17 protein-coding genes are annotated in these 20,012 nt (G+C 45.3%); 15 read left to right on the top strand and 2 right to left on the bottom strand.

Annotated elements, in window-relative coordinates; translation table 11 throughout:
- The first annotated feature begins 14 nt into the window (after positions 1-14).
- The 12 genes from BMZ71_RS04685 (at position 15) to nth (ending at position 12,966) form a co-directional block, all read left to right on the top strand.
- Positions 15-290: an HU family DNA-binding protein gene (locus tag BMZ71_RS04685; RefSeq protein ID WP_068560639.1), complete on the top strand. Its 276-nt coding sequence runs from the start codon at positions 15-17 to the stop codon at positions 288-290.
- 202 nt (positions 291-492) lie between these two features.
- Positions 493-1,776: a tetratricopeptide repeat protein gene (locus BMZ71_RS04690; protein WP_086988638.1), complete on the top strand. Its 1,284-nt coding sequence runs from the start codon at positions 493-495 to the stop codon at positions 1,774-1,776.
- Positions 1,777-1,807: 31 nt separating this feature from the next.
- Positions 1,808-2,359 (top strand): YpiB family protein, encoded by a 552-nt coding sequence (locus BMZ71_RS04695; RefSeq protein WP_086988637.1) that lies wholly within the window; start codon positions 1,808-1,810, stop codon positions 2,357-2,359.
- Positions 2,360-2,422: 63 nt separating this feature from the next.
- Positions 2,423-3,211, top strand: coding sequence for a 4-hydroxy-tetrahydrodipicolinate reductase (dapB, locus tag BMZ71_RS04700; RefSeq protein WP_086988636.1), 789 nt, complete (start codon positions 2,423-2,425; stop codon positions 3,209-3,211).
- Positions 3,208-4,773 (top strand): CCA tRNA nucleotidyltransferase, encoded by a 1,566-nt coding sequence (locus tag BMZ71_RS04705; protein ID WP_086988635.1) that lies wholly within the window; start codon positions 3,208-3,210, stop codon positions 4,771-4,773. The genes dapB and BMZ71_RS04705 overlap by 4 nt, the downstream gene beginning before the upstream one ends.
- Positions 4,774-4,884: 111 nt before the next feature.
- Positions 4,885-5,361: a hypothetical protein gene (locus BMZ71_RS04710; RefSeq protein ID WP_086988634.1), complete on the top strand. Its 477-nt coding sequence runs from the start codon at positions 4,885-4,887 to the stop codon at positions 5,359-5,361.
- Positions 5,362-5,636: 275 nt separating this feature from the next.
- Positions 5,637-8,384, top strand: a complete 2,748-nt coding sequence (locus BMZ71_RS04715; protein ID WP_086988633.1) for a helicase C-terminal domain-containing protein — start codon at positions 5,637-5,639, stop codon at positions 8,382-8,384.
- Positions 8,385-8,481: 97 nt separating this feature from the next.
- Positions 8,482-8,958, top strand: coding sequence for a cell wall elongation regulator TseB-like domain-containing protein (locus BMZ71_RS04720; RefSeq protein ID WP_086988632.1), 477 nt, complete (start codon positions 8,482-8,484; stop codon positions 8,956-8,958).
- Between the two features lie 15 nt (positions 8,959-8,973).
- Positions 8,974-10,164 carry a pyridoxal phosphate-dependent aminotransferase gene (locus BMZ71_RS04725; RefSeq protein WP_086988631.1) on the top strand — a complete coding sequence of 397 codons (1,191 nt, stop codon included), beginning with the start codon at positions 8,974-8,976 and terminating at the stop codon, positions 10,162-10,164.
- Positions 10,165-10,207: 43 nt separating this feature from the next.
- On the top strand, positions 10,208-11,491 hold the full coding sequence (asnS, locus tag BMZ71_RS04730; protein WP_086988669.1) for an asparagine--tRNA ligase: 1,284 nt from the start codon (positions 10,208-10,210) through the stop codon (positions 11,489-11,491).
- Between the two features lie 107 nt (positions 11,492-11,598).
- Complete coding sequence (locus tag BMZ71_RS04735; RefSeq protein ID WP_086988630.1) at positions 11,599-12,306, top strand: DnaD domain protein; 708 nt, start codon at positions 11,599-11,601, stop codon at positions 12,304-12,306.
- 12 nt (positions 12,307-12,318) lie between these two features.
- On the top strand, positions 12,319-12,966 hold the full coding sequence (gene nth, locus BMZ71_RS04740) for an endonuclease III (RefSeq protein ID WP_086988629.1): 648 nt from the start codon (positions 12,319-12,321) through the stop codon (positions 12,964-12,966).
- 79 nt (positions 12,967-13,045) lie between these two features.
- Here the strand turns inward: nth and BMZ71_RS04745 are convergent, their stop codons facing one another.
- Complete coding sequence (locus BMZ71_RS04745) at positions 13,046-15,610, bottom strand: PBP1A family penicillin-binding protein (RefSeq protein ID WP_086988628.1); 2,565 nt, start codon at positions 15,608-15,610, stop codon at positions 13,046-13,048.
- Positions 15,611-15,627: 17 nt separating this feature from the next.
- Positions 15,628-16,242, bottom strand: coding sequence for a Holliday junction resolvase RecU (gene recU / locus BMZ71_RS04750; RefSeq protein WP_086988627.1), 615 nt, complete (start codon positions 16,240-16,242; stop codon positions 15,628-15,630).
- A 225-nt stretch (positions 16,243-16,467) separates the two neighbouring features.
- Here recU and tig point away from each other — a divergent pair, with 225 nt between their 5' ends.
- The 3 genes from tig (at position 16,468) to yihA (ending at position 20,004) form a co-directional block, all read left to right on the top strand.
- A complete protein-coding gene (gene tig, locus BMZ71_RS04755) occupies positions 16,468-17,748 on the top strand; it encodes a trigger factor (RefSeq protein ID WP_086988626.1) in 1,281 nt (426 codons plus the stop codon).
- Between the two features lie 248 nt (positions 17,749-17,996).
- A complete protein-coding gene (clpX, locus tag BMZ71_RS04760) occupies positions 17,997-19,250 on the top strand; it encodes an ATP-dependent Clp protease ATP-binding subunit ClpX (protein WP_086988625.1) in 1,254 nt (417 codons plus the stop codon).
- A 145-nt stretch (positions 19,251-19,395) separates the two neighbouring features.
- Positions 19,396-20,004, top strand: a complete 609-nt coding sequence (gene yihA / locus BMZ71_RS04765) for a ribosome biogenesis GTP-binding protein YihA/YsxC (protein WP_086988624.1) — start codon at positions 19,396-19,398, stop codon at positions 20,002-20,004.
- Positions 20,005-20,012: the final 8 nt, after the last annotated feature.

Genomic DNA, 20,012 nt, shown 5'->3' on the forward strand with positions numbered 1-20,012 from the left:
GGTGAAAGGACAACATGGCAAACAAAGCTGAGTTAATCGAAAGAGTTGCTGGAAAAACAAACTTGACTAAAAAGGATGTTACAGCAAGCGTTGATGCATTATTTGAAGTGATTCAAGAAGCATTAAAAGATGGTGAAAAAGTTCAAGTTATCGGTTTTGGTAATTTTGAAGTTCGTGATCGTGCAGCTCGTAAAGGACGTAATCCTCAAACTGGGGAAGAAATCCAAATCGAAGCAAGCAAAATTCCTGCATTCAAACCAGGTAAAGCATTGAAAGATGCAGTTAAATAATTCGTGAAAATGAAGTTGGGGCCTTATGGGGCCTCAGCTTTATTTTTTTTGGCGGAAAATGATGATAGTAATCTGGGCAGGGTGTTCGCTGTGTTGGACAGAGAAAGGTCCGAGGAACAAATAGATACAGATGTCGAACTTTATGATAAAATGTAAAAGAAGAGCACTAGCAAGAAGAGCGTATTGAAGGAGCAGTTGACGAATGAATAAAGAAGCACAGGCAATGATAGAAGCCATTCAACAGAATGAATTGGAGGCGGCTGTCCAACTGTTCAAACAATCAGTTGAACAATCCGTCCTGGAGAACAACAGCGCTGATTTAGCCGAATTGGCAGAAACGATGCACGCCTTAGGCTTCTTGAGTGAAGCAAAAGAGGCATATGGCGCATTGAATTACCTAGCACCGCAAATACAAGAGTGGAATATCGCTTTAGCAGAGATCGCCATCGATGAGGATGACTACGACAAAGCTTTGGATATTCTGCTCACGATCGATAAAGAAAGTGATGTGTACCCGCAGGCTTTGTTGACGATGGCTGATGCTTACCAAGTACAGGGCTTGTATGAAGTCAGCGAAAAGAAAATATTTGAAGCGATGGCGTTGTTGCCGGATGAACCGATATTGGATTATGCACTGGCACAGCTTTACCACTCAATCGGGGAGTACAAGAAGGCGATTCCGATTTATGAGGAGCTTGCATTCGGGAACGGGGAAATCGCATCCGCAACGCAGTTGCATTTTTTCCTGGGCGATTGTCACAATGCTATCGGCGAATTCGAAACGGCGCTCCAGTACCTGGAGCGCATACCGGCTGATGAACATTTTCCGGACAGCTATTTCCAACTCGGCTTCACTTATTTCCAACTCAAGGAATACGCGCGTGCCATCAGCATTTTTAATAAATTGCTCGAAACGGATAATGCTTACCTGAGTGCGTATTTGTACTTGGCAAATGCGCTTGAGGCCGAATTGGAGTTGGAAGAAGCGCTTGCTGTGGTGGAACAAGCCATCAGGATGAACCCTTATCAGCATGAATTTTTCACGACAGCGGCCAAGTTGCAATTGAAATTGAACAGGGAGCAAGATGCGGAACGTAATTTGCTGGAAGCGGCAGCGCTTGAGCCGGACCTTTCCAGTATCCATTTGGCCTTTTGCAACTTGTTGCTGAAGCAAGAAAGGTTCGAAGAATTGATAACGTACATTGCTGACCGTGCAGAACAGGAAGACAACGATCCGCAATACAATTGGTTGCTTGCAGCGAGCCACAATGCCTTGGAGGACTACGCTTCGGCAAACAAAGAATATGAAGCGGCTTATCCGCATTTTGCTGATAATGAGGCGTTTTTGCTGGGGTATGCAGCGTTCCTGAGAGAAGAAGGAAACCGGGATAAGTTGAGTGAAGTCATTCACCAAGGTTTGGCGCTTTACCCTACTAATATGGAGTTGCTTCAACTCCATGATGAACTGCATCATTTCGATCAATAAGTCGTCAACCCATCGGATAGGAGGTTTTAAAATGATGAATCCTACTTTGGAGGAGAAAAAAAATTTTATTTCTTGGTTTATTCAGAATTATCAATTGAAGCGCAGAGAGTCTCTTTGGATACTCAATTATCTGCTCAATCATGAGATTTTATTGAAGAATATCCATCTGATTGAGGAAGTTCATACAACGAACAGAGGAATGGGGTTTGCGGTAGTCGGAAATCCGAAAGAGGCCTTCATGTACTATAAGGACGGAAAGACATTCGAAGATCCCGAACAGGCATTCCATGACTTGCGCTTGAATTGGAAAGAGGACTTTTATCTGGAGTTGTTCTTTGATCAGTCTTACCAGGTGCTCTCATTTTTTGGGGTTTTGGAGGACAATCCATATCTCCAAGAATCCGAAATTTTTGATAAGGATCTGGAAGAAATCGTAGACAAATCCCTGGAAAAATTGGCGGTGAAGGATCGCATCCATTATCTGAAAAAGCAGATCGATATCGCGCTTATCCAATACGATGAAAACAGCTTCAGGAAGTTCACGAAAGAATTGAAAGACTTGGAAGAAAAAAATATGATCTGATAAAACGCGGATATGGCGCGGCATAATTGTGCCGGCAGCGTTAAACGGAAGGGAACGTGTAGAATGAAAATTGTAGTTTCGGGATTTAAAGGCAAGATGGGGACCGCCTGCACAAATATGGTCCTGCGCCAGGAAGACTTTACTTTGGTCGCTGTATATGATCCTTTCGCAACAGAAAAGCAACTGGATGAATTGCCGCAATATGCCGGTAATCCTGTGAGAGTATTCCGGGACAAAGCGACCCTGGTAAAGGAAGTTGAAGCTGATGTATGGATTGACTTTTCCAGACCGGATGCAGCCTATGACAACACACGTTTCGCACTTGAAAACGGTATGCGCCCCGTAATCGGTACTACCGGCTTTTCCACGGAACAACTAGAAGAATTGACCAACTACTCTAAAGAAGTGGGTCTGGGCGGCTTGATTGCCCCGAATTTTGCGATCGGCGCTGTTTTGATGATGGAATTCGCAGCAAAAGCAGCAAAGTATTTCCCGGATGTGGAAATCATGGAATTGCATCACGAGAACAAATTGGATGCGCCAAGCGGCACAGCCATCAAAACAGCCGAATTGATCTACGCAGTGAGAGGCGACCATCCACAAGGTCATCCAGAAGAAAAAGAATTGATTGAAGGTGCAAGAGGGGCTGATTACCATGGCATGAAAATCCACAGCGTCCGTTTGCCGGGCTTAGTCGCGCATCAGCAAGTGCAATTCGGCAGTGCCGGAGAAGGTTTGATCATCCGTCATGATTCTTATGACCGCGACTCCTTCATGAACGGTGTTGCGCTATCCTGCAGAAAAGTAATGGAAATCGATCGCCTGATCTACGGATTGGAAAACTTCCTATGATTATAGAAGCACCGGAATTTCAAAAAGCGATACCGATCATTGAAGCCATTGAACGGGCTGGATATGAAGCCTACTTTGTTGGAGGAAGTGTACGTGACGCGCTGCTGCACCTGGATATTTCGGATGTCGACATCGCCTCAAGCGCAATGCCTGAAGAAATTCAGCGTATTTTTCCGATCACTTTTGATGTAGGCATCCAACATGGAACGGTGTTGGTTTTACATGAGCGGGAGACTTACGAAATAACAACTTTCCGGACAGAATCGAAGTATGAAAAATTCCGCAGACCGGAAAAAGTCGAGTATGTGCGCAGCCTGCAGGACGACTTGAAAAGGCGCGACTTTACGATCAATGCCATAGCGATCGATCGGCACGGAAATATTAAAGACTTCTTCAGTGGGCAGGAGGACTTGGCCAACAAATTAATCAGGGCAGTCGGCAATCCGGAAGAACGCTTCAGAGAGGATGCCTTGCGCATGATGCGCGCAGCCAGATTTGTCAGCCAGTTGGATTTTGAAATCGAACAGGCGACGAAGGAAGCCATTGTCGAGTACCACCCGCTGCTTTCAAAAATCGCGGTGGAGCGTGTGCGTGAAGAGTGGAACAAACTCCTGATCGGAAGGAACCGCAAAGGTGGGATCAAGTTTTTTGTGGAAACGCGTCTATTCCAGATGTGTCCGGGCTTACAAAATAGGGAAAAAGCATTGATCGACCTGGCCTTGTTTCCGCTGCAATTCAAAGGTACAACGATTGCTTGGACTGTATTGATCCATTTTCTTGATCTCAAGGATGAAATGATCGAGCCCTTTTTACGCCAATGGAAGTGTTCCCGTAAGGAAATCATGGACATTCGTGTTGGTGTGCAGGCGTTGAAAAAACGGCTGCAACAATTTTGGGACTATCCACTTCTGTTCGAAACAGGGATCGAAATTGCCCTGGAGATAGAAGCCATTATCGAGGGGTTCGGCTTGCCGAACCAAAGTGAAAATCTGATCGAATTGAATGTTTCCATGCCGATCCATACGCTGAAAGACTTGGCACTGGACGGAAAAGAGTTGCTTTCATTATTGGGTATCCAACGTGGCGGTCCTTTCGTCGGTGAAATATTCGAAGAATTGAAAACGCTGGTCTTGGCCAATAGACTGGAGAATACCCCATTCGCACTAAGGGACTTCATTACAAAAAGAAGGATGATTTATTTGGATGAGACATTCGAAGTTGACTATACCGTCGGGAAAAAAGATTTAGCGATTGAAGTCGGTTCGGGTACGTTGCCTGTTTTGGCTACACCGGCATTATTGGCCATGATCGAAAATGCTTGTATGGGGATCGTGAAGGAGCACCTCGCAGAAGGGGATACCACAGTAGGGATACACTGTGATCTGCATCATAAAAAAGCCTCTCCAGTCAATGCAGAGATAACAGTGACGGTCAGAGTGACGGAACATAGAGGAAATAAATATTTCTTCGAATGCGCAGCCCGTTCACAAGGCCAAGAAATTGCATCAGCGAAGCACACGAGGGCCGTCGTCAACGCGAATGAATTCATGGAGAGCCTTTAGCAGCTCGACTTACTTTTTTTCCGTCATTAGAAAGGTATTTGTACCTACTTTATAAAAAATATGATAAAATAGTTATATATTCAAAAAGTAAATATATCAGGAGTGATTTCGATGAAAAAAGTAATGACAGGTTTGAGATTTATTTTCAGAAACGGCGAAACATGGACAATCAAGCGTGAATATATCGGAGATTTATGGATCAAGCAAGTCACAACGAGCTACGGTCGAATCGGAAACAGTGATTTCCAAGAAATCCATCCTTGCGAATCTTTGCGTATCGAAATCCACCAAGAAGCAGATCACGTCAACACAAGTGACATCAATCTGGGCGGACTTGAGCAAGGCATGTTCGATCGCGTTGCTAGCCATCAAGACATCGAAAAAATGGATATCCTGTACCAAGATGAGGATCACCCAAAATCCGACGTCATCGTTGAAGTCGACCGCATCTATTTCCCTTACAAAGCATTGGACACTGACGGATTCGACAATGAATACCAATCTTCATTCGTTTCATCCGAAAACAAATTATATATCGTAATCGATCCGGAAAAAAATGTGAAAGACATTTATCCTGACATCGTTTAATGCATCCAACAAAATGGGTCCTTGCCGGCAAAGCAAGGGTCCTTTTTTTGATATCTGACAGCTAATCTGCCCTGGCAGGCCATCAAAAAAATCCGATAATTGTCGTTTATGCGGTAACATTACCCGCGACATAGGATATAATGGGTTAAGCTGCATACAAAGCACGACTCGATCGGAAAGGCTCGTGTTTTTATCAAGAGATATTATCAGGGAAAGTCTTGCAGAAAGAAATACCGGAACAGGAGAAGCTTCTGTTTATTTAGGAGATTATTTTTATGAAGAAAACCTATGCCATTGTCGATCTTGAGACAACGGGATCCAGCTTCAAACGAGGGGATCGGATCATTCAATTCGGATGCACCTTGCTTCAGGCCGACGAAATAATTCAGGAAATCAATATAACCATCAATCCCGGCAGGAAAATACCGGATATCATTGAGAAGTTGACCGGAATCAAGAATAAGGATGTAAAAGAGGCCCCTTATTTTGAAGATGTATGTGACTTCATCTACAACACGTTGGAGGGTTGCATCTTTGTGGCGCATAACGTACATTTTGATTACCATTTTTTGGACAGTTCTCTTCGGGAAGTCGGTATGCCGCCGCTCTCGCTGCCCGCAATGGATACAGTAGAGTTGACGAAGATCCTTTATCCAACCTTGTCCAGCTATCGGTTAGGAGACTTATCGAACTACTTCGTTCTGACGCATGATAATGCCCACGATGCCGCAAGCGATGCTCACGCCACTGCGGAACTCTTTTTACAATTGAAAAAAAAAGCCAATAACTTACCGTTGGTCACACTGGAAAAATTAAATTTTTTGTCAGCGCATTGTCAGGTGGACAACGACTCCTTTTTCCATGAAAGTTATGAGACCGCCAAAGAGATACGCTCTCCGCTCCCGCAGCAAATCTACGTCAAAAATGGATTAGCGTTAAAGGAAAAGGAAATACTCTCGGAACAGACTGCTTACAGAGAAAAAGAAGTGACTGACTTCTCTAAAGTGGCCGTAAGGTTGATGGAAAATCAAGGGCTGGAAATTCGTGCGGAGCAGCTAGAGATGATGCAATCACTTTTTAGCTTCCACCAGGCAGAAACAGCCCTAAATCTGGCGATCGAAGCTGCGCCTGGCATCGGAAAAACCTTGGCCTATCTATTGCCTGCAGCTTATCAGGCTACACCAAAAAACAAAGTGCTCATCAGTACCTCGACGTTGCTTTTGCAAGAACAGATCATGGATGACGAAATAACCCGTTTGCGCAAAATGCTGCCCTTCGAGTTGCAGGTCAGCTCATTGAAGGGTAAGACGAATATCATCCATCTGGAGAAATTAGCTGCTTTGGCTTTAGGGTCTCTCACCAAAAGAGAATCGTTGATCATGATGAGTGTCTTTGTCTGGTTGACCGAAACGGAATCCGGCGATATCAGCGAATTGAGCCAAGCACAGAATTTTGACTTCTTATGGGAAAAACTGACATTTGAGAGCCACGAGGCCCCTTTAAAAGGGAAATGGGCCAATGATGATTTCTTCGCCTTCAATAACAAAAAAGCAGAACAATCCAGTCTGATCGTCACGAACCATTCCTTTTTGAGTCATCACATCGATGATTTGGCTATTTTTGACCAAACTGAGTCCATAGACTTGATTCTCGACGAAGCGCATCAGTTTCCGCGCGTCTACCAAGATGCACACAAAAAAACGGTAGCCTTGTCCATTCTGAAACGCCGTTTGAAGCGATTCGGCTACTTCCTGAGGGACTTTCGGGAGGCGATAGAAAAGGATGCCAATGGCGATTCTTTGGACTATGATTTGTTCAATCTGGAATTCGCGATCGATCAACTGTACCAGGAATGTGCCTATTCAGAAGAAGTATTGATGCGTTCGCTTATCCACGAGGTTGGAGAAAAAGGCGAAGTTTATCTTGATGAGAATTTTCAACTTGAGAACGGAACGAAGAATATATACAAGAAAATTCACCGGTACATACTGGAGGCCAGACTAGCTGCGATGCGTTGCCTGGACAAATCCTGCTTGAGGAATGATCCGGTCATGTGGCCGCGCGCAAAGGCGTTGCTGGATGACTTGGACACGGTACAGGTCAATCTGCAATATTTTTTCCAAGAGCGCGCAGGTACGTATCATGTGCTGCACTTTGCTTGGGATAAGGATCTGCTTTCACTGGAAATCGAAACAAACCAGATTGATTATTCCGGAGAAATCCATTCTAAAATCAAGGACCGATTCAAAAGGACAGTATATTTAAGTTCGACACTCAAAGTGGATAAATCGCTTGATTATTTCAAGAACAAAATCGGTGAAGCTGAATTGCAGGAAGGGCATTTTGATTCACCCTATAACTTAAGTGAGCGGTTGCGGATTTTCCTTCCGGATGACATTACAGCCATTACGTGCTTGGATGATAAACGAGCAGCCAGCCAGATTGTTTTAACGTTGCGGGAAATCGTACTCCCGCAACAGCGCAAAGCTTTAGTTCTGTTTACATCCAACCGCTTGCTCGAAGAGGTCCATAACCAACTCAAAAATGTTGTATCTGCTGAATTTGCTGGGACGGAAATACTGGCTCAAGGATTTTCCGGTAGCCGAAGAAGGATGCACAATCGATTCATGTCAGCCGATGCGGCAATCTTGCTGGGCTCGGCTTCGTACTGGGAAGGCATAGATTTTTCAGATCAGGCAGTCGAAATTCTGGTGATCACCAGACTGCCGTTCGATCCCCCGCATCGCCCTGAAAGTGTTGCGTTTCAAGCCTACCATCAGGATCAAGGAAAGAAGGCGTTCTATGAAGAATTTCTGCCGCGAGCGATGATCCGTCTGAAACAGGGTATCGGCAGACTCGTGCGCTCCAGGAATGCCAGAGGTGTCGTCATTTGCCTGGACGACAGATTGATCAAAAGTAATTATTCCAAACGTATGCAACTAATGCTTCCGGAGGGCGTAGGGATCAAAGTAGCCGATCATGATGAAATAAAGACGGAAATTCAGGAATTTCTGAAAAAATAATGCGGTGGGATATTCCCTCAGCTTGCAGTTTAAGGTATCATTAATAATTAGGTGAGATTGCAATAAGGTTTCAAACAAAGATAAGGAAGTGGAAGATGTGAAGAAGAATATCATTGTTGGGGCGATTGTGATTCTTTTCCTGATGATCGTCAGTTCCTACACGATATTTTACCGAAGCCAGCAACCGATGCTGCAGGCGCAGAAAGAAGCAACCGCCATTGCCGAGGAGAACGCCAACATCCAAAAAGTCCAAGATTTTTATTGGTACAATGGATCAGAGACGTATTTTACACTGGCTGGCATCGATGGCAACAATGAAGAATTATATGTCATCATTAAAAAAGACGGCGGTGAAACCACTGTCCTGAACACTGCGGAAGTCGTCACCGAAAGTGAAGCTAAATCAATCACTCAGGCGGATAAGAAGCCTGAACGGATTCTGGAGGCAAGACTGGGGATAGAGAACGAAGAACCGGTATGGGAAGTCACCTACAAAAATGCAAATGATACGATTGGGTACTATTTGATATCCGCTATTTCTGGTAAATGGCTCAAAGATATAGAAAACATATAAATTGGAGTGATTGAGATGGTAAAAATTTCTGAAAGAATGAATAAAATAAGCGAATCCCCTACATTGGCGACGTCAGCTAAAGTCAACGTCATGAAAGCGCAAGGAAAGGATATCCTTAACTTGACAGTAGGAGAACCAGACTTCGATACGCACGCTTCCATTCTGAATGCCGCAGTAGAAGCAATCCAATCAAACAAAGCAAACCACTACACCCCGACTGCCGGTATCCTGCCATTGCGTCAAGCGATTGTGGATTATCATCAGAAATATGACGGAGTCACTTACGCCGTCAATCAGGTCATCGTGACTGAAGGGGCCAAAAATGCTTTGTTTGCTTTATTCCAAGTCATTCTTAATCCCGGAGATGAAGTCATCGTTCCTGCGCCATACTGGGTAAGTTATACCGAACAGATCAAACTGGCTGGCGGCGTCAACGTTCTTGTCGAAACAGCACCTGAAAAAGGCTTTAAACTCACTGTGGAAGATCTGGAAAAACATCGCACCGAAAAAACGGTTGCTTTGCTTTTAAATTCGCCGTCGAACCCGACCGGTATGATCTACACGCCTGAAGAATTGAAGGCGATCGGCGAGTGGGCGGTTGAACACGACGTCTTGATCATTGCCGATGAAATATACTACCGACTGACTTATAACGGGAACAACGCCATCTCAATCGCTTCACTTTCAGAAGAAATCAAGAACCAGACCATCATCATCAACGGTATATCCAAAACCTACGCCATGACGGGCTGGAGAATCGGATATGCAATCGGAAATGCGGAAATCATCAGTAAAATGATTGAGCTATCCAGTCATTCGACAAGCAATCCTGCCGGACCGAGCCAATATGGCGCGTTGGCTGCATTAACCGGACCGCAAGACTTTGTAGAGGAAATGCGCGCAGCGTTCGAAGCACGCCTGAACTTCTTCTATCCGCTCGTAGCGAGCATCCCTGGGTTTAAGGTAACCAAACCTCAAGGAGCTTTTTACCTGTTCCCGAACGTGAAGGAAGCCGCCGAAATGTGCGGGTTTAAAGAAGTCAAAGACTTTACATTGGCTCTGATCGAGGAAGCAAATGTCGCGTTGGTTTCAGGTGATGGTTTTGGATACCCTGATTACGCCAGAATAAGTTACACTGTCAGGGAAGAACTACTTGCAGAAGCAGTAGATCGCATCAAAAAATTTATCGAAACCCATAAAAAGTAACCTTTTTTGGGAAAAGGAGTAGACCATATTGACACTTATCACAATGGACCAAGCGAAAGCATATGTAGGGCAAGAGATTTCCATCGGTGCTTGGGTAACCAACAAAAGAAGCAGCGGGAAAATCGCTTTCCTGCAACTTCGTGACGGCTCCCATTATTTCCAAGGCATCGTTTTGAAAAACGATGTCGGCCAAGAATTGTTCGACGTAGCAAAATCACTGACGCAAGAAACTTCTTTGATCGTCAAAGGCATTATCCAGGAAGATACCCGCTCGAAGCTTGGATACGAATTGCTCGTAACCGGCATCGAAGTGCTGGGAGAAAGCCAAGATTATCCGATCACGCCTAAAGAGCACGGAACAGATTTCCTGATGGACCATCGTCATCTATGGCTGCGTTCATCCAGACAGCACGCCATCATGAAGATCCGTAATGAAATCATCCGCGCAACTTATGAATTCTTTAATCAAGAAGGATTCATCAAGGTGGACCCGCCGATTCTGACCGGCAGTGCGCCGGAAGGGACGACCGAGCTGTTCCACACCAAGTATTTTGATGAGGAAGCTTACTTGTCCCAGAGTGGGCAGTTGTATATGGAAGCAGCTGCAATGGCCTTCGGAAAAGTATTTTCATTCGGGCCGACTTTCCGGGCCGAAAAATCGAAGACACGCCGCCATCTGATCGAATTCTGGATGATGGAGCCGGAAATGGCCTTCATGCATCAGGACCAAAGTCTGGAAGTCCAAGAAAAATATGTCGCTTATCTGGTCCAGTCGGTGCTGGATAATTGTGATATCTACTTGGATACGCTGGAGCGCGACAAAGAATTGCTGAAAAAATATACACAATTACCTTATGAGCGCATCAGCTACGACGATGCTGTAGCTTTATTGAACGCAAACGGATTTGATGATATCGTCTGGGGTGACGATTTCGGCTCGCCTCACGAAACCTTTATCGCAAATCAGTCTGATAGACCTGTATTCATCCTAAATTACCCGAAAGCAATCAAGCCTTTTTACATGAAAGAACATCCGGATCGTCCGGAAGTCGTTCTGTGCGCGGATATGATCGCTCCGGAAGGGTACGGTGAAATAATCGGCGGCAGCGAACGTGAAGTGGACTATCAGCGCTTAAGCGAACAGATAGAAAAGTTCGGCCTGAGCAAGGAAGACTATTCATGGTACCTGGATCTGCGCAAATACGGTTCAGTACCGCATTCCGGATTCGGATTGGGACTCGAAAGAATGGTTACCTGGATCTCCGGAACCGAACATATCCGTGAGTCGATTCCGTTCCCTCGTCTACTGAACAGAATCTACCCATAATAACAGGGGATGTCACGAGTCTGAATGCAATCAAAACAGAATGGGAGTGGGGCAAATAGCAGCTATTTGTTCCGCTTCCTTTTACTCTGAAGGAGTTTATCAATATAATGTCATACAACGAATTAACCAAATGGATCGAATCTGGCCAGACGCTGATTCCAAATTTTTTGCTGCAGAATTACAAAAGGATCGGGCTTACCGATACAGAATTCATTTTTGTGCTCCAGCTGAAAGCTTACATCGATAAGAACATCCCGTTTCCGAATCTGGCGTTGATTGCTGAAAATATGGGTATTGCCGAAAAGGATGTCTTTTCCTTGCTGCATAATCTGATGCAGAAGCAAATGATTTTGATGGAGACGAAAAATGATCTCGCCGGCAAAGTGGAGGACTCCTATTCCTTGGATCCGATCTATCAACGGCTATTTCAATTGATGGAACGTTCCGAGAAAAAGCAGCCCATCCAGCAGCAGGAGAAGAATATCATGACCATGTTCGAGCAGGAATTCGGGCGGAACTTATCGCCCATCGAGATGCAGACCATTGCAAGCTGGATCGATATGGACCACTATCCGCTCGAATTGATCGAATCAGCTCTAAAAGAAGCGGTATTGAATCGCGTTTACAGCCTGAAATACATCGACCGCATTCTATTGGCTTGGGAGAAGAAAAACATCAAAAGCGTAAAAGATTTGGTCCAACAGCAATCGACGCGGCCTCAAAGCAATCAGGATAAGTTTGATGAAAAAGCGAGAACGGATGCACCGATGGAAGTGCCGTTGTACAATTGGCTGGACACTGACGCGGACGCATAGATGGGGTGAAATATGTTATCGAAAAGAAAGACGGTAGAAGCGCTGGATGAAATGGCGGTGCTGTTCCCGAATGCGCAATGTGAATTGCTGCACCGGAACGTGTTTCAGCTGTTGATTGCGACACTCCTCAGCGCCCAGGCAACAGATGTTTCCGTCAACAAAGTTACGCCAAGCCTGTTCGACCGCTTCTCCACGCCCGAGGCTTTCGTTGCGGCCCCGCTCGAGTCGATCATGCAAGAAATCAGGACAATCGGTTTATACCGGACCAAAGCTGCCAATATCCAAAAATGCTGCAAAATGCTGCTGGAGGACTTCGGCGGCGAAGTGCCGCGCACGCTTGAGGAACTGACCAAGTTGCCCGGAGTGGGGCGCAAAACAGCAAATGTCGTCATGAGTGTCGGATTCCATATCCCAGCAATCGCGGTGGATACCCATGTGGAACGGATATCGAAACGTCTGCGCATAGCTCCTCAGAAAGCATCGGTTTTGGAAGTGGAAGAGTTACTGATGAAGAAGATTCCGAAGGAACGCTGGTCTGATGCCCATCACCAGATGATTTTCTTCGGCAGGTACCATTGCACAGCCCGAAATCCTAAGTGTGAAGTTTGCCCCCTGCTTTCGATGTGCCAGGAAGGGCAGAAGCGTTTGGGTTTGAAATGAAACGGATCCGAGTAGCTTTCGGCATCCGGAACAAAAAAACAGCCAGCTCCTTTATCAAATCGGGAGCTGGCTGTTTTTTTTATGGATTCTGGTTTGTTTCTTCGTCATCTTGTGCATCGGAGGATGCTTGATCGTTTTCCGCTGAAGAGCTGGATGATGAAGATGATGAGGAGTCGCTTGATGCCTTGTCTTCATCTTGGTCATCCTCTTCGGATGATTCTTGCGCCGGATCGGCGATGGTCAACTGGATGGAAGAAGCCGGTGAGGTGCTTGAACCGACTTTAACAATCAGGGAAATCGTAATTGTGCCTTTATCAGGATTAGCAATGACGACTTTGGTATCTGTTGTCGCTTCGGAAGCACCGCCTGCCGTCACTGTGTATTGTGCTTGTGCATTGGAATCGATGCCGCTGGCTGAGTATTTATCCCATTCTATGGTCAGTTCGTCTTTATCTGCATTGTAGCTGGCTTTCAAGCCGGATGGCGCCAACAATGTCACGCCATATTTCTTGGAAATGGCAGTAGGTTCTGTTCCTTTTACGAAAAGCTCTGTGGCAATCAGGTTGCTCGGCGTATTTGGACCGGGCTTCATGATCGGATCCGTGTATTTTTCGATCGAGACTTGACTGACTGATGTGGGCAGCGTCCAATCGGCATAATCGGTGTTCTCGGATACGTAGGACATCAACTCACGATAAATATCACGCGTCAGACTTTGCGTCTCGTAATCCAAAAAGTTTCCGTATTCCTTGGAATTGTCATAACCGACCCAAACCGAAATGGAGTAGCTTGTAGAATAGCCGGCAAACCAAGCATCCGGAGCAGCATAAGGCACGTTTGTCCCGCCGACTGCGACCAACTCCTCATCTGTGTAGTTGGTTGTCCCTGTTTTGCCGGCCTGAGGCAAACCGGATATCTGGGCGTTCTTTGCTGTCCCTTCAGTGATGACGTCCTTCAGCATATCGGTGATCATGTAGGCTGTGGACTCTTTCATCGCCTCCGTTCCGTTCGGTTCGAAGGTGAATTCTTCTCCTTCCGCAGTCGTTACGGATTGAACCGTATAAGGCTCGTAGTATGTGCCTCCGTTGGCGAAGGCTGCATAAGCCGCGGAAAGCTCAATCGGTGTCGCTTCACCACCGATGGCATTGGATTCGACCAAATACTCTTGGCCATCGTTCGTGATCGTAATGCCTAATTTCTGCAGAAAAGAAAAGGCATTATCCGCACCGACTTCCTGGAAAGTCTTCAGTGCTGGGATGTTGCGCGAATCAACCAATGCTTCGCGGACAGTCTGATCACCTTTGTACTTGTTGTCGTAGTTGTTGATTTCACTGCCGTCCGAGTAACTATATGCTTCATCAACGACCAATGTACCGGTAGAGTAATCCAGGTATTCGATGGCCGGTCCGTAGACAGCTAATGGTTTCATCGTCGAACCGATACTGCGTTCGAGGGTGGAGGCGCGATTGAGCCCTAGCTGCACATTCTGGTTGCGTCCGCCGATGACTGCCTGGATGGCGCCGGTGTTGACATCTACCATTGAAACGCCGGTCTGCAGCAGATCATCCGGGAATTCGATGTAATCGTAGGTGTTCACGATATCGTACAAACGTTGCTGGGCATCCATATCGAGGTTGGTTGTGATTGTCAGTCCGCCTTCGTAAACGTCCAGGCCGGTTTTCTCCTTGACTTCATCGATGACGAGCTGAATATATGGATCGATCACCAGTGATGTATTGACGTCACCGGAGTGATCGAGTATGCTGCCCTGAATTTGGACTGTCTTCGCCTCGGCGCTTTCTTCGGCGGTAATTTTTTCGTTCTCGACCATCATGTCCAGAACAAGGTCGCGTCTGGCTTGCGTATCCTCTGAATTGTTGATTGGGTCATACAGTGAAGGAGCTTGCGGCATGCCCGCCAAAGTGGCTGCTTCAGCAAGCGTCACATCGGTGATGGATTTGCCGAAAAAGTATTCAGCGGCCGTGCCCATGCCATACACGTTGTTTGACATATAGACTTTGTTTATGTAGAACGCCAAAATTTCGTCTTTTGTATATTCCCGTTCCAGCTGCATGGACATCCAAGCTTCCTGAGCCTTCCGCTCCAGTGTCTGGTCTTCGGAACTGGTTGAAAAAAAGGATAATTTAATCAATTGCTGGGTGATGGTGCTTCCGCCTTGCGAGATCCCGCCCTGCTGAAGATTCGCGAACAGCGCACCGAGGATTCGGATCGGATCGACACCCTTATGATCGTAGAAGCGTTGATCTTCTATCGATACGATGGCATCCTTCAAAACTTGCGGAATCTCCTCTGCTGTCACGACCGTGCGGGTCTGTTCGCTGCCGCCGATCGTCTTGATTTCCTCGCCGTCGAGACCCAGGATAACTGATGCTGCTGGTCCGGCCAATTTCTCCTCGGTCAGTTCGGGGGCGGAAGAGACGTAGTAGAAGAACAGGCCAGCGCCCGAAGCGAGTCCGATGATACCTAGGGCAAAAATACCGAAGATAATTTTTTTCCAGAGCGGCATCCCGTTTTTCTTCGCTTTCTTTGTTGCTTTCACAGTACTTTTGCGAGGGCTTTTTGGTTTTCCGTTTTTCTGTTTGTTGTTTGCGCGTGATCTTGTATGATTGCCTTCATTCGGCATGTGGTTCACCTCTTAAGTTATTTGATAGTGCGTTCAAGCATTTTGTCCACTGCATCCAGATAATCCAATCGGGGATTGAACCCGTATGCCACTTCTATCCCGTTTTCCTCAATAAAAACCAAAGGGATCGATTTACGGCCATTATTCAATGTATTCTCCCAAAAGTCAATCAAATAGGAACTGTTCAGTAAGAAGACACGGTTGAAGACAGAAAACCGGATCAGTACGAACGTGATTCCTCGCTGTTGGATACACCTTTTCATATGGACGATTTGATGCTCGTGGAAGTTGCTCAAGGGTATGGCTGTCTTGTTTTTTGTTTCTTTAGCCTCAAAGTCCAGATATAGCCCCTTGTAAACACCGTTATAGTCGGTAGTGGAGGACTGACGATAGTAGGCTTCTTTGATGACGGCGGCACTTCTTTTGGGGTAATCCACCTTTACGACTTGGATAGGCGTCGGTTTTTTATGGATGACAGCTTTTCCTGATGAAAGGTAATGCTCATTGCTGCTGTTGATTTCTTCTTCAAGCGTCATACCCCGGTTGCTGTATATGAATTCTTTTTTCTTTGCAGTTTTCGGTAACCGCGACTCGGCATGGAACTTTTTGCCGTTCGGATAATTTACGGCCACTGGCAATCACCCCCATTGAATGATTATACCAAAAACACACGGTGAAAGAAATCTAAGAAAGCGTTAAAAATCATTGGTTGAAGCGTGGATAACAGGTGTCTTTTTTGGACGAAAACGGAATAATTAAGCACTTTATGTTTACAACATCACTTTTCTAGTGTAGTATTGGAGAGTGTGCAATATCAAATTAATTGCAATAAAATCAATATTTTTGGAGGAAAGTAAATGACTGCAAACTGGGAAAAAACAGGCACTAACGATGGTGTCTTAACATTTGAAATTTCAGAAGAAATCATCAAACAAGAAATGGATAAAGTCTTCAACAAAGTGAAAAAGAACGTTTCTGTTCCTGGATTCCGTAAAGGTAAAGTTCCTCGTCACGTTTTCAACAATATTTATGGTGAAGAGTCTTTATTCGAAGACGCATTGAACGGCGCTTTGCCGGCTGCTTATTCGCAAGCTATCGAAGAAGCTGGACTGGATCCTGTTTCTCAACCAAAAATTGACATCAAGAGCATGGAAAAAGGCCAGCCTTGGGTTATCGCTGCTGAAGTTACAGTGAAACCTGAAGTGAAGCTTGGAGAATACAAAAACCTTAAAGTTGAAAAACAAGACCGCGTCGTTACCGATGAGGATGTTGAAAACAACTTGAAAGAAAAACAAGAACGTCAAGCTGAATTGGTGCTTAAAGAAGAAGGCGCAGAACTTGGCGACACAGCTGTGATCGACTACGAAGGATTCGTTGACGGTGTGGCTTTTGAAGGCGGCAAAGATCAAAACCATTCTTTAGAGTTGGGTTCTAAGCAATTCATCCCAGGCTTTGAAGAGCAATTGGTCGGCGTAAAAGCTGGAGAAGAAAAAGAGGTTGTCGTGACTTTCCCTGAAGACTATCAAGCTGAAGATCTTAAAGGAAAAGAAGCTACTTTCAAAGTAGTTGTACACGAAATCAAAACAAAACAATTACCGGCTTTGGATGACGAATTCGCAAAAGATGTCGACGAAGAAGTAGAGTCATTGGACGAATTGAAAGAAAAAATCCGCAAGGAATTGGAAGAAAGCAAAAATGCTGCAGCTGACGAAGCTGTTCAGGATTTAGCTTTGAGACAAGCCGTGGACAATGCTGAAATCGTTGAATTGCCGCACGTAATGGTTCACGATGAAGTACACCGTCAAATGGATCTTTTCCTGAATGATATGCAACGTCAAGGAATCTCTCCTGAATTGTACTACCAAATCACAGGTACTACAGAACACGACTTGCACGTTCAAATGGAAGCTGATGCAGATGTACGCACGAAAACATCTCTAGTGTTGGAACAAATCATCAAAGATGAAAACATCGTCGTTTCTGAAGAAGAAATCGCTGCAGAAATCGAAGAGTTGGCGAAACAATACAACATGGATGCAGACCGTGTCCGCGGATTGGTCAGCTCTGATATGTTGACTAACGATATCCAAATGAAGAAAGCGATGAGCATCATCACTGATTCAGCAATCGAAGAATAAGAAAAGTTGAAACAGAATAAAGAGATCGGGACATTGTCTTCCATAGTCAGTGTCCCATCTGTTTATATTCAGGGATATATTCGGGCTGTAACCCCCACTAGGTAAACGAATCATATTCTTTTTCAATTTTTCCTTTCTGTGTTAAGATGTAAACCGTTCGAAAGCGGTCAACCGGATTGCCGCGCTACTGAAAATGGCGGATTCTGGTAAGTTCTGCTGGATCGGAAAGTAAGTATTTAGGGAGGAGAATGATTGTGTTCCATGATGAAAGTGTCGGGACAATACATTGTTCATTCTGCGGAAAATCTCAGGACCAAGTGAAAAAGATCATTGCGGGGCCGGATGTATATATTTGTAATGAGTGTGTAGATCTGTGCAAAGAGATCATCGAAGAAGAAATCTATGCACCAAGCGAAGCGGTATTCACCGAGGTACCAAAACCGCAGGAAATCCAAAAGATTTTGGGCGAATATGTGATTGGCCAAGAAAAAGCCAAACGGACGCTATCTGTAGCCGTCTATAATCACTACAAACGCATCGGCCAAATGAGCATGATGTCAGAAGATGATAATGTAGAGTTGCAAAAAAGTAATATTTGTTTGATAGGTCCGACTGGTTCGGGCAAAACATTCCTTGGCCAAACATTGGCGCGCATCCTGGATGTCCCATTTGCGATTGCAGATGCGACAAGTTTGACGGAGGCTGGCTATGTTGGTGAGGATGTCGAGAATATCCTGTTGAAGCTGCTTCAGGCTGCCGATTTTGATGTCGAGCGTGCTGAACGGGGAATCATTTACATCGACGAGATTGATAAAATCGCCCGCAAAGGTGAAAATGTATCGATCACGAGAGATGTGAGTGGTGAAGGGGTTCAACAGGCGTTGCTTAAAATTTTGGAAGGCACTGTTGCGAACGTTCCACCGCAAGGCGGCAGAAAACACCCGCAACAAGAGTTCATCCAAATCGACACGACGAACATTCTTTTCATTGTCGGTGGTGCCTTCGATGGCATCGAAACCATCGTGAAAGAGCGTCTTGGCGAAAAAGTCATCGGTTTCGGCTCTCCTCAAGCAAAACACTTGGAAGACAAGAGCATCATGCAGCAGATCATACCGGAAGATCTGTTGAAATTCGGATTGATTCCGGAATTCATCGGCCGTTTACCGATTATGGCTGCATTGGAAAAGTTGATGGAAGATGATTTGGTTCATATTCTGACACAACCAAAGAACGCTCTGGTTAAACAATACAAGAAATTGCTTGAGTTGGATGGCGTCGAATTGGTGTTCGAAGATGACGCATTACGGTCAATCGCCAAAAAAGCACTCGAAAGAAATACAGGTGCCCGCGGATTGCGCTCCATCATCGAAAACATCATGCTGGACATCATGTTTGATATCCCAAGCAGAGATGAAATCGTGAAATGCGTCATAACGGACAACACTGTCAATGGCATCGGTGCGCCGTTGCTGTTCGATGAAGACGGCAAACAGATCAACTGAACATGAGCTTGCGTTAGAAGTCCGGCGAATCAGACAATTTTTAATCTGATTTCCGGATTTTTTCGCCTAGTCATGGCAGTCGATTGCAAGAAGGGTTTTAAGCGTCGGTTTTATTGCAGACGGCTTTGAGAAGGAGTGAAAACAAATGCATGTAAAAGAAGCAGAAATCGTAATGAGTGCGGTCGATCCGAAACAATACCCAGACACCGGTTTTGCTGAAATTGCTTTGGCGGGACGGTCCAACGTGGGCAAGTCTTCGTTCATCAACAAGTTGATCAATCGTAAAGCGTTAGCGCGGACATCCAGCAAACCGGGAAAGACCCAGACTTTGAACTTCTATTTGATCAATAATTCATTTTATTTTGTGGATGTTCCGGGTTATGGTTACGCGAAAGTTTCGAAGACGGAACGGGCGAAATGGGGCCAGATGCTGGAGACGTACTTTACACAACGGGACACATTGCGTCATGTCTTTTTGGTTGTCGATTTTCGTCATGAACCAACCGAAGACGATATTCAGATGAAGGATTTTATCGAGTATTACAATCTTCCTTATTCGGTCATCGCGACCAAATGCGATAAAATACCACGCGGGAAATGGAATCAACATTTTTATCGCATCAAGAAAGCGTTGAATATTCCGAGCGATGAGTCCTTGATCATGTTCTCAAAAGAAACGGGAGAGGGTTTTGAAAAGGCCTGGACGTTGATTGAAGGAATATTGGCTGAGTATGATGAAGCTGCGCAGGACTAACAAAAAAA

This window comes from Trichococcus flocculiformis, from assembly GCF_900113645.1.
Lineage (GTDB): Bacteria > Bacillota > Bacilli > Lactobacillales > Aerococcaceae > Trichococcus > Trichococcus flocculiformis.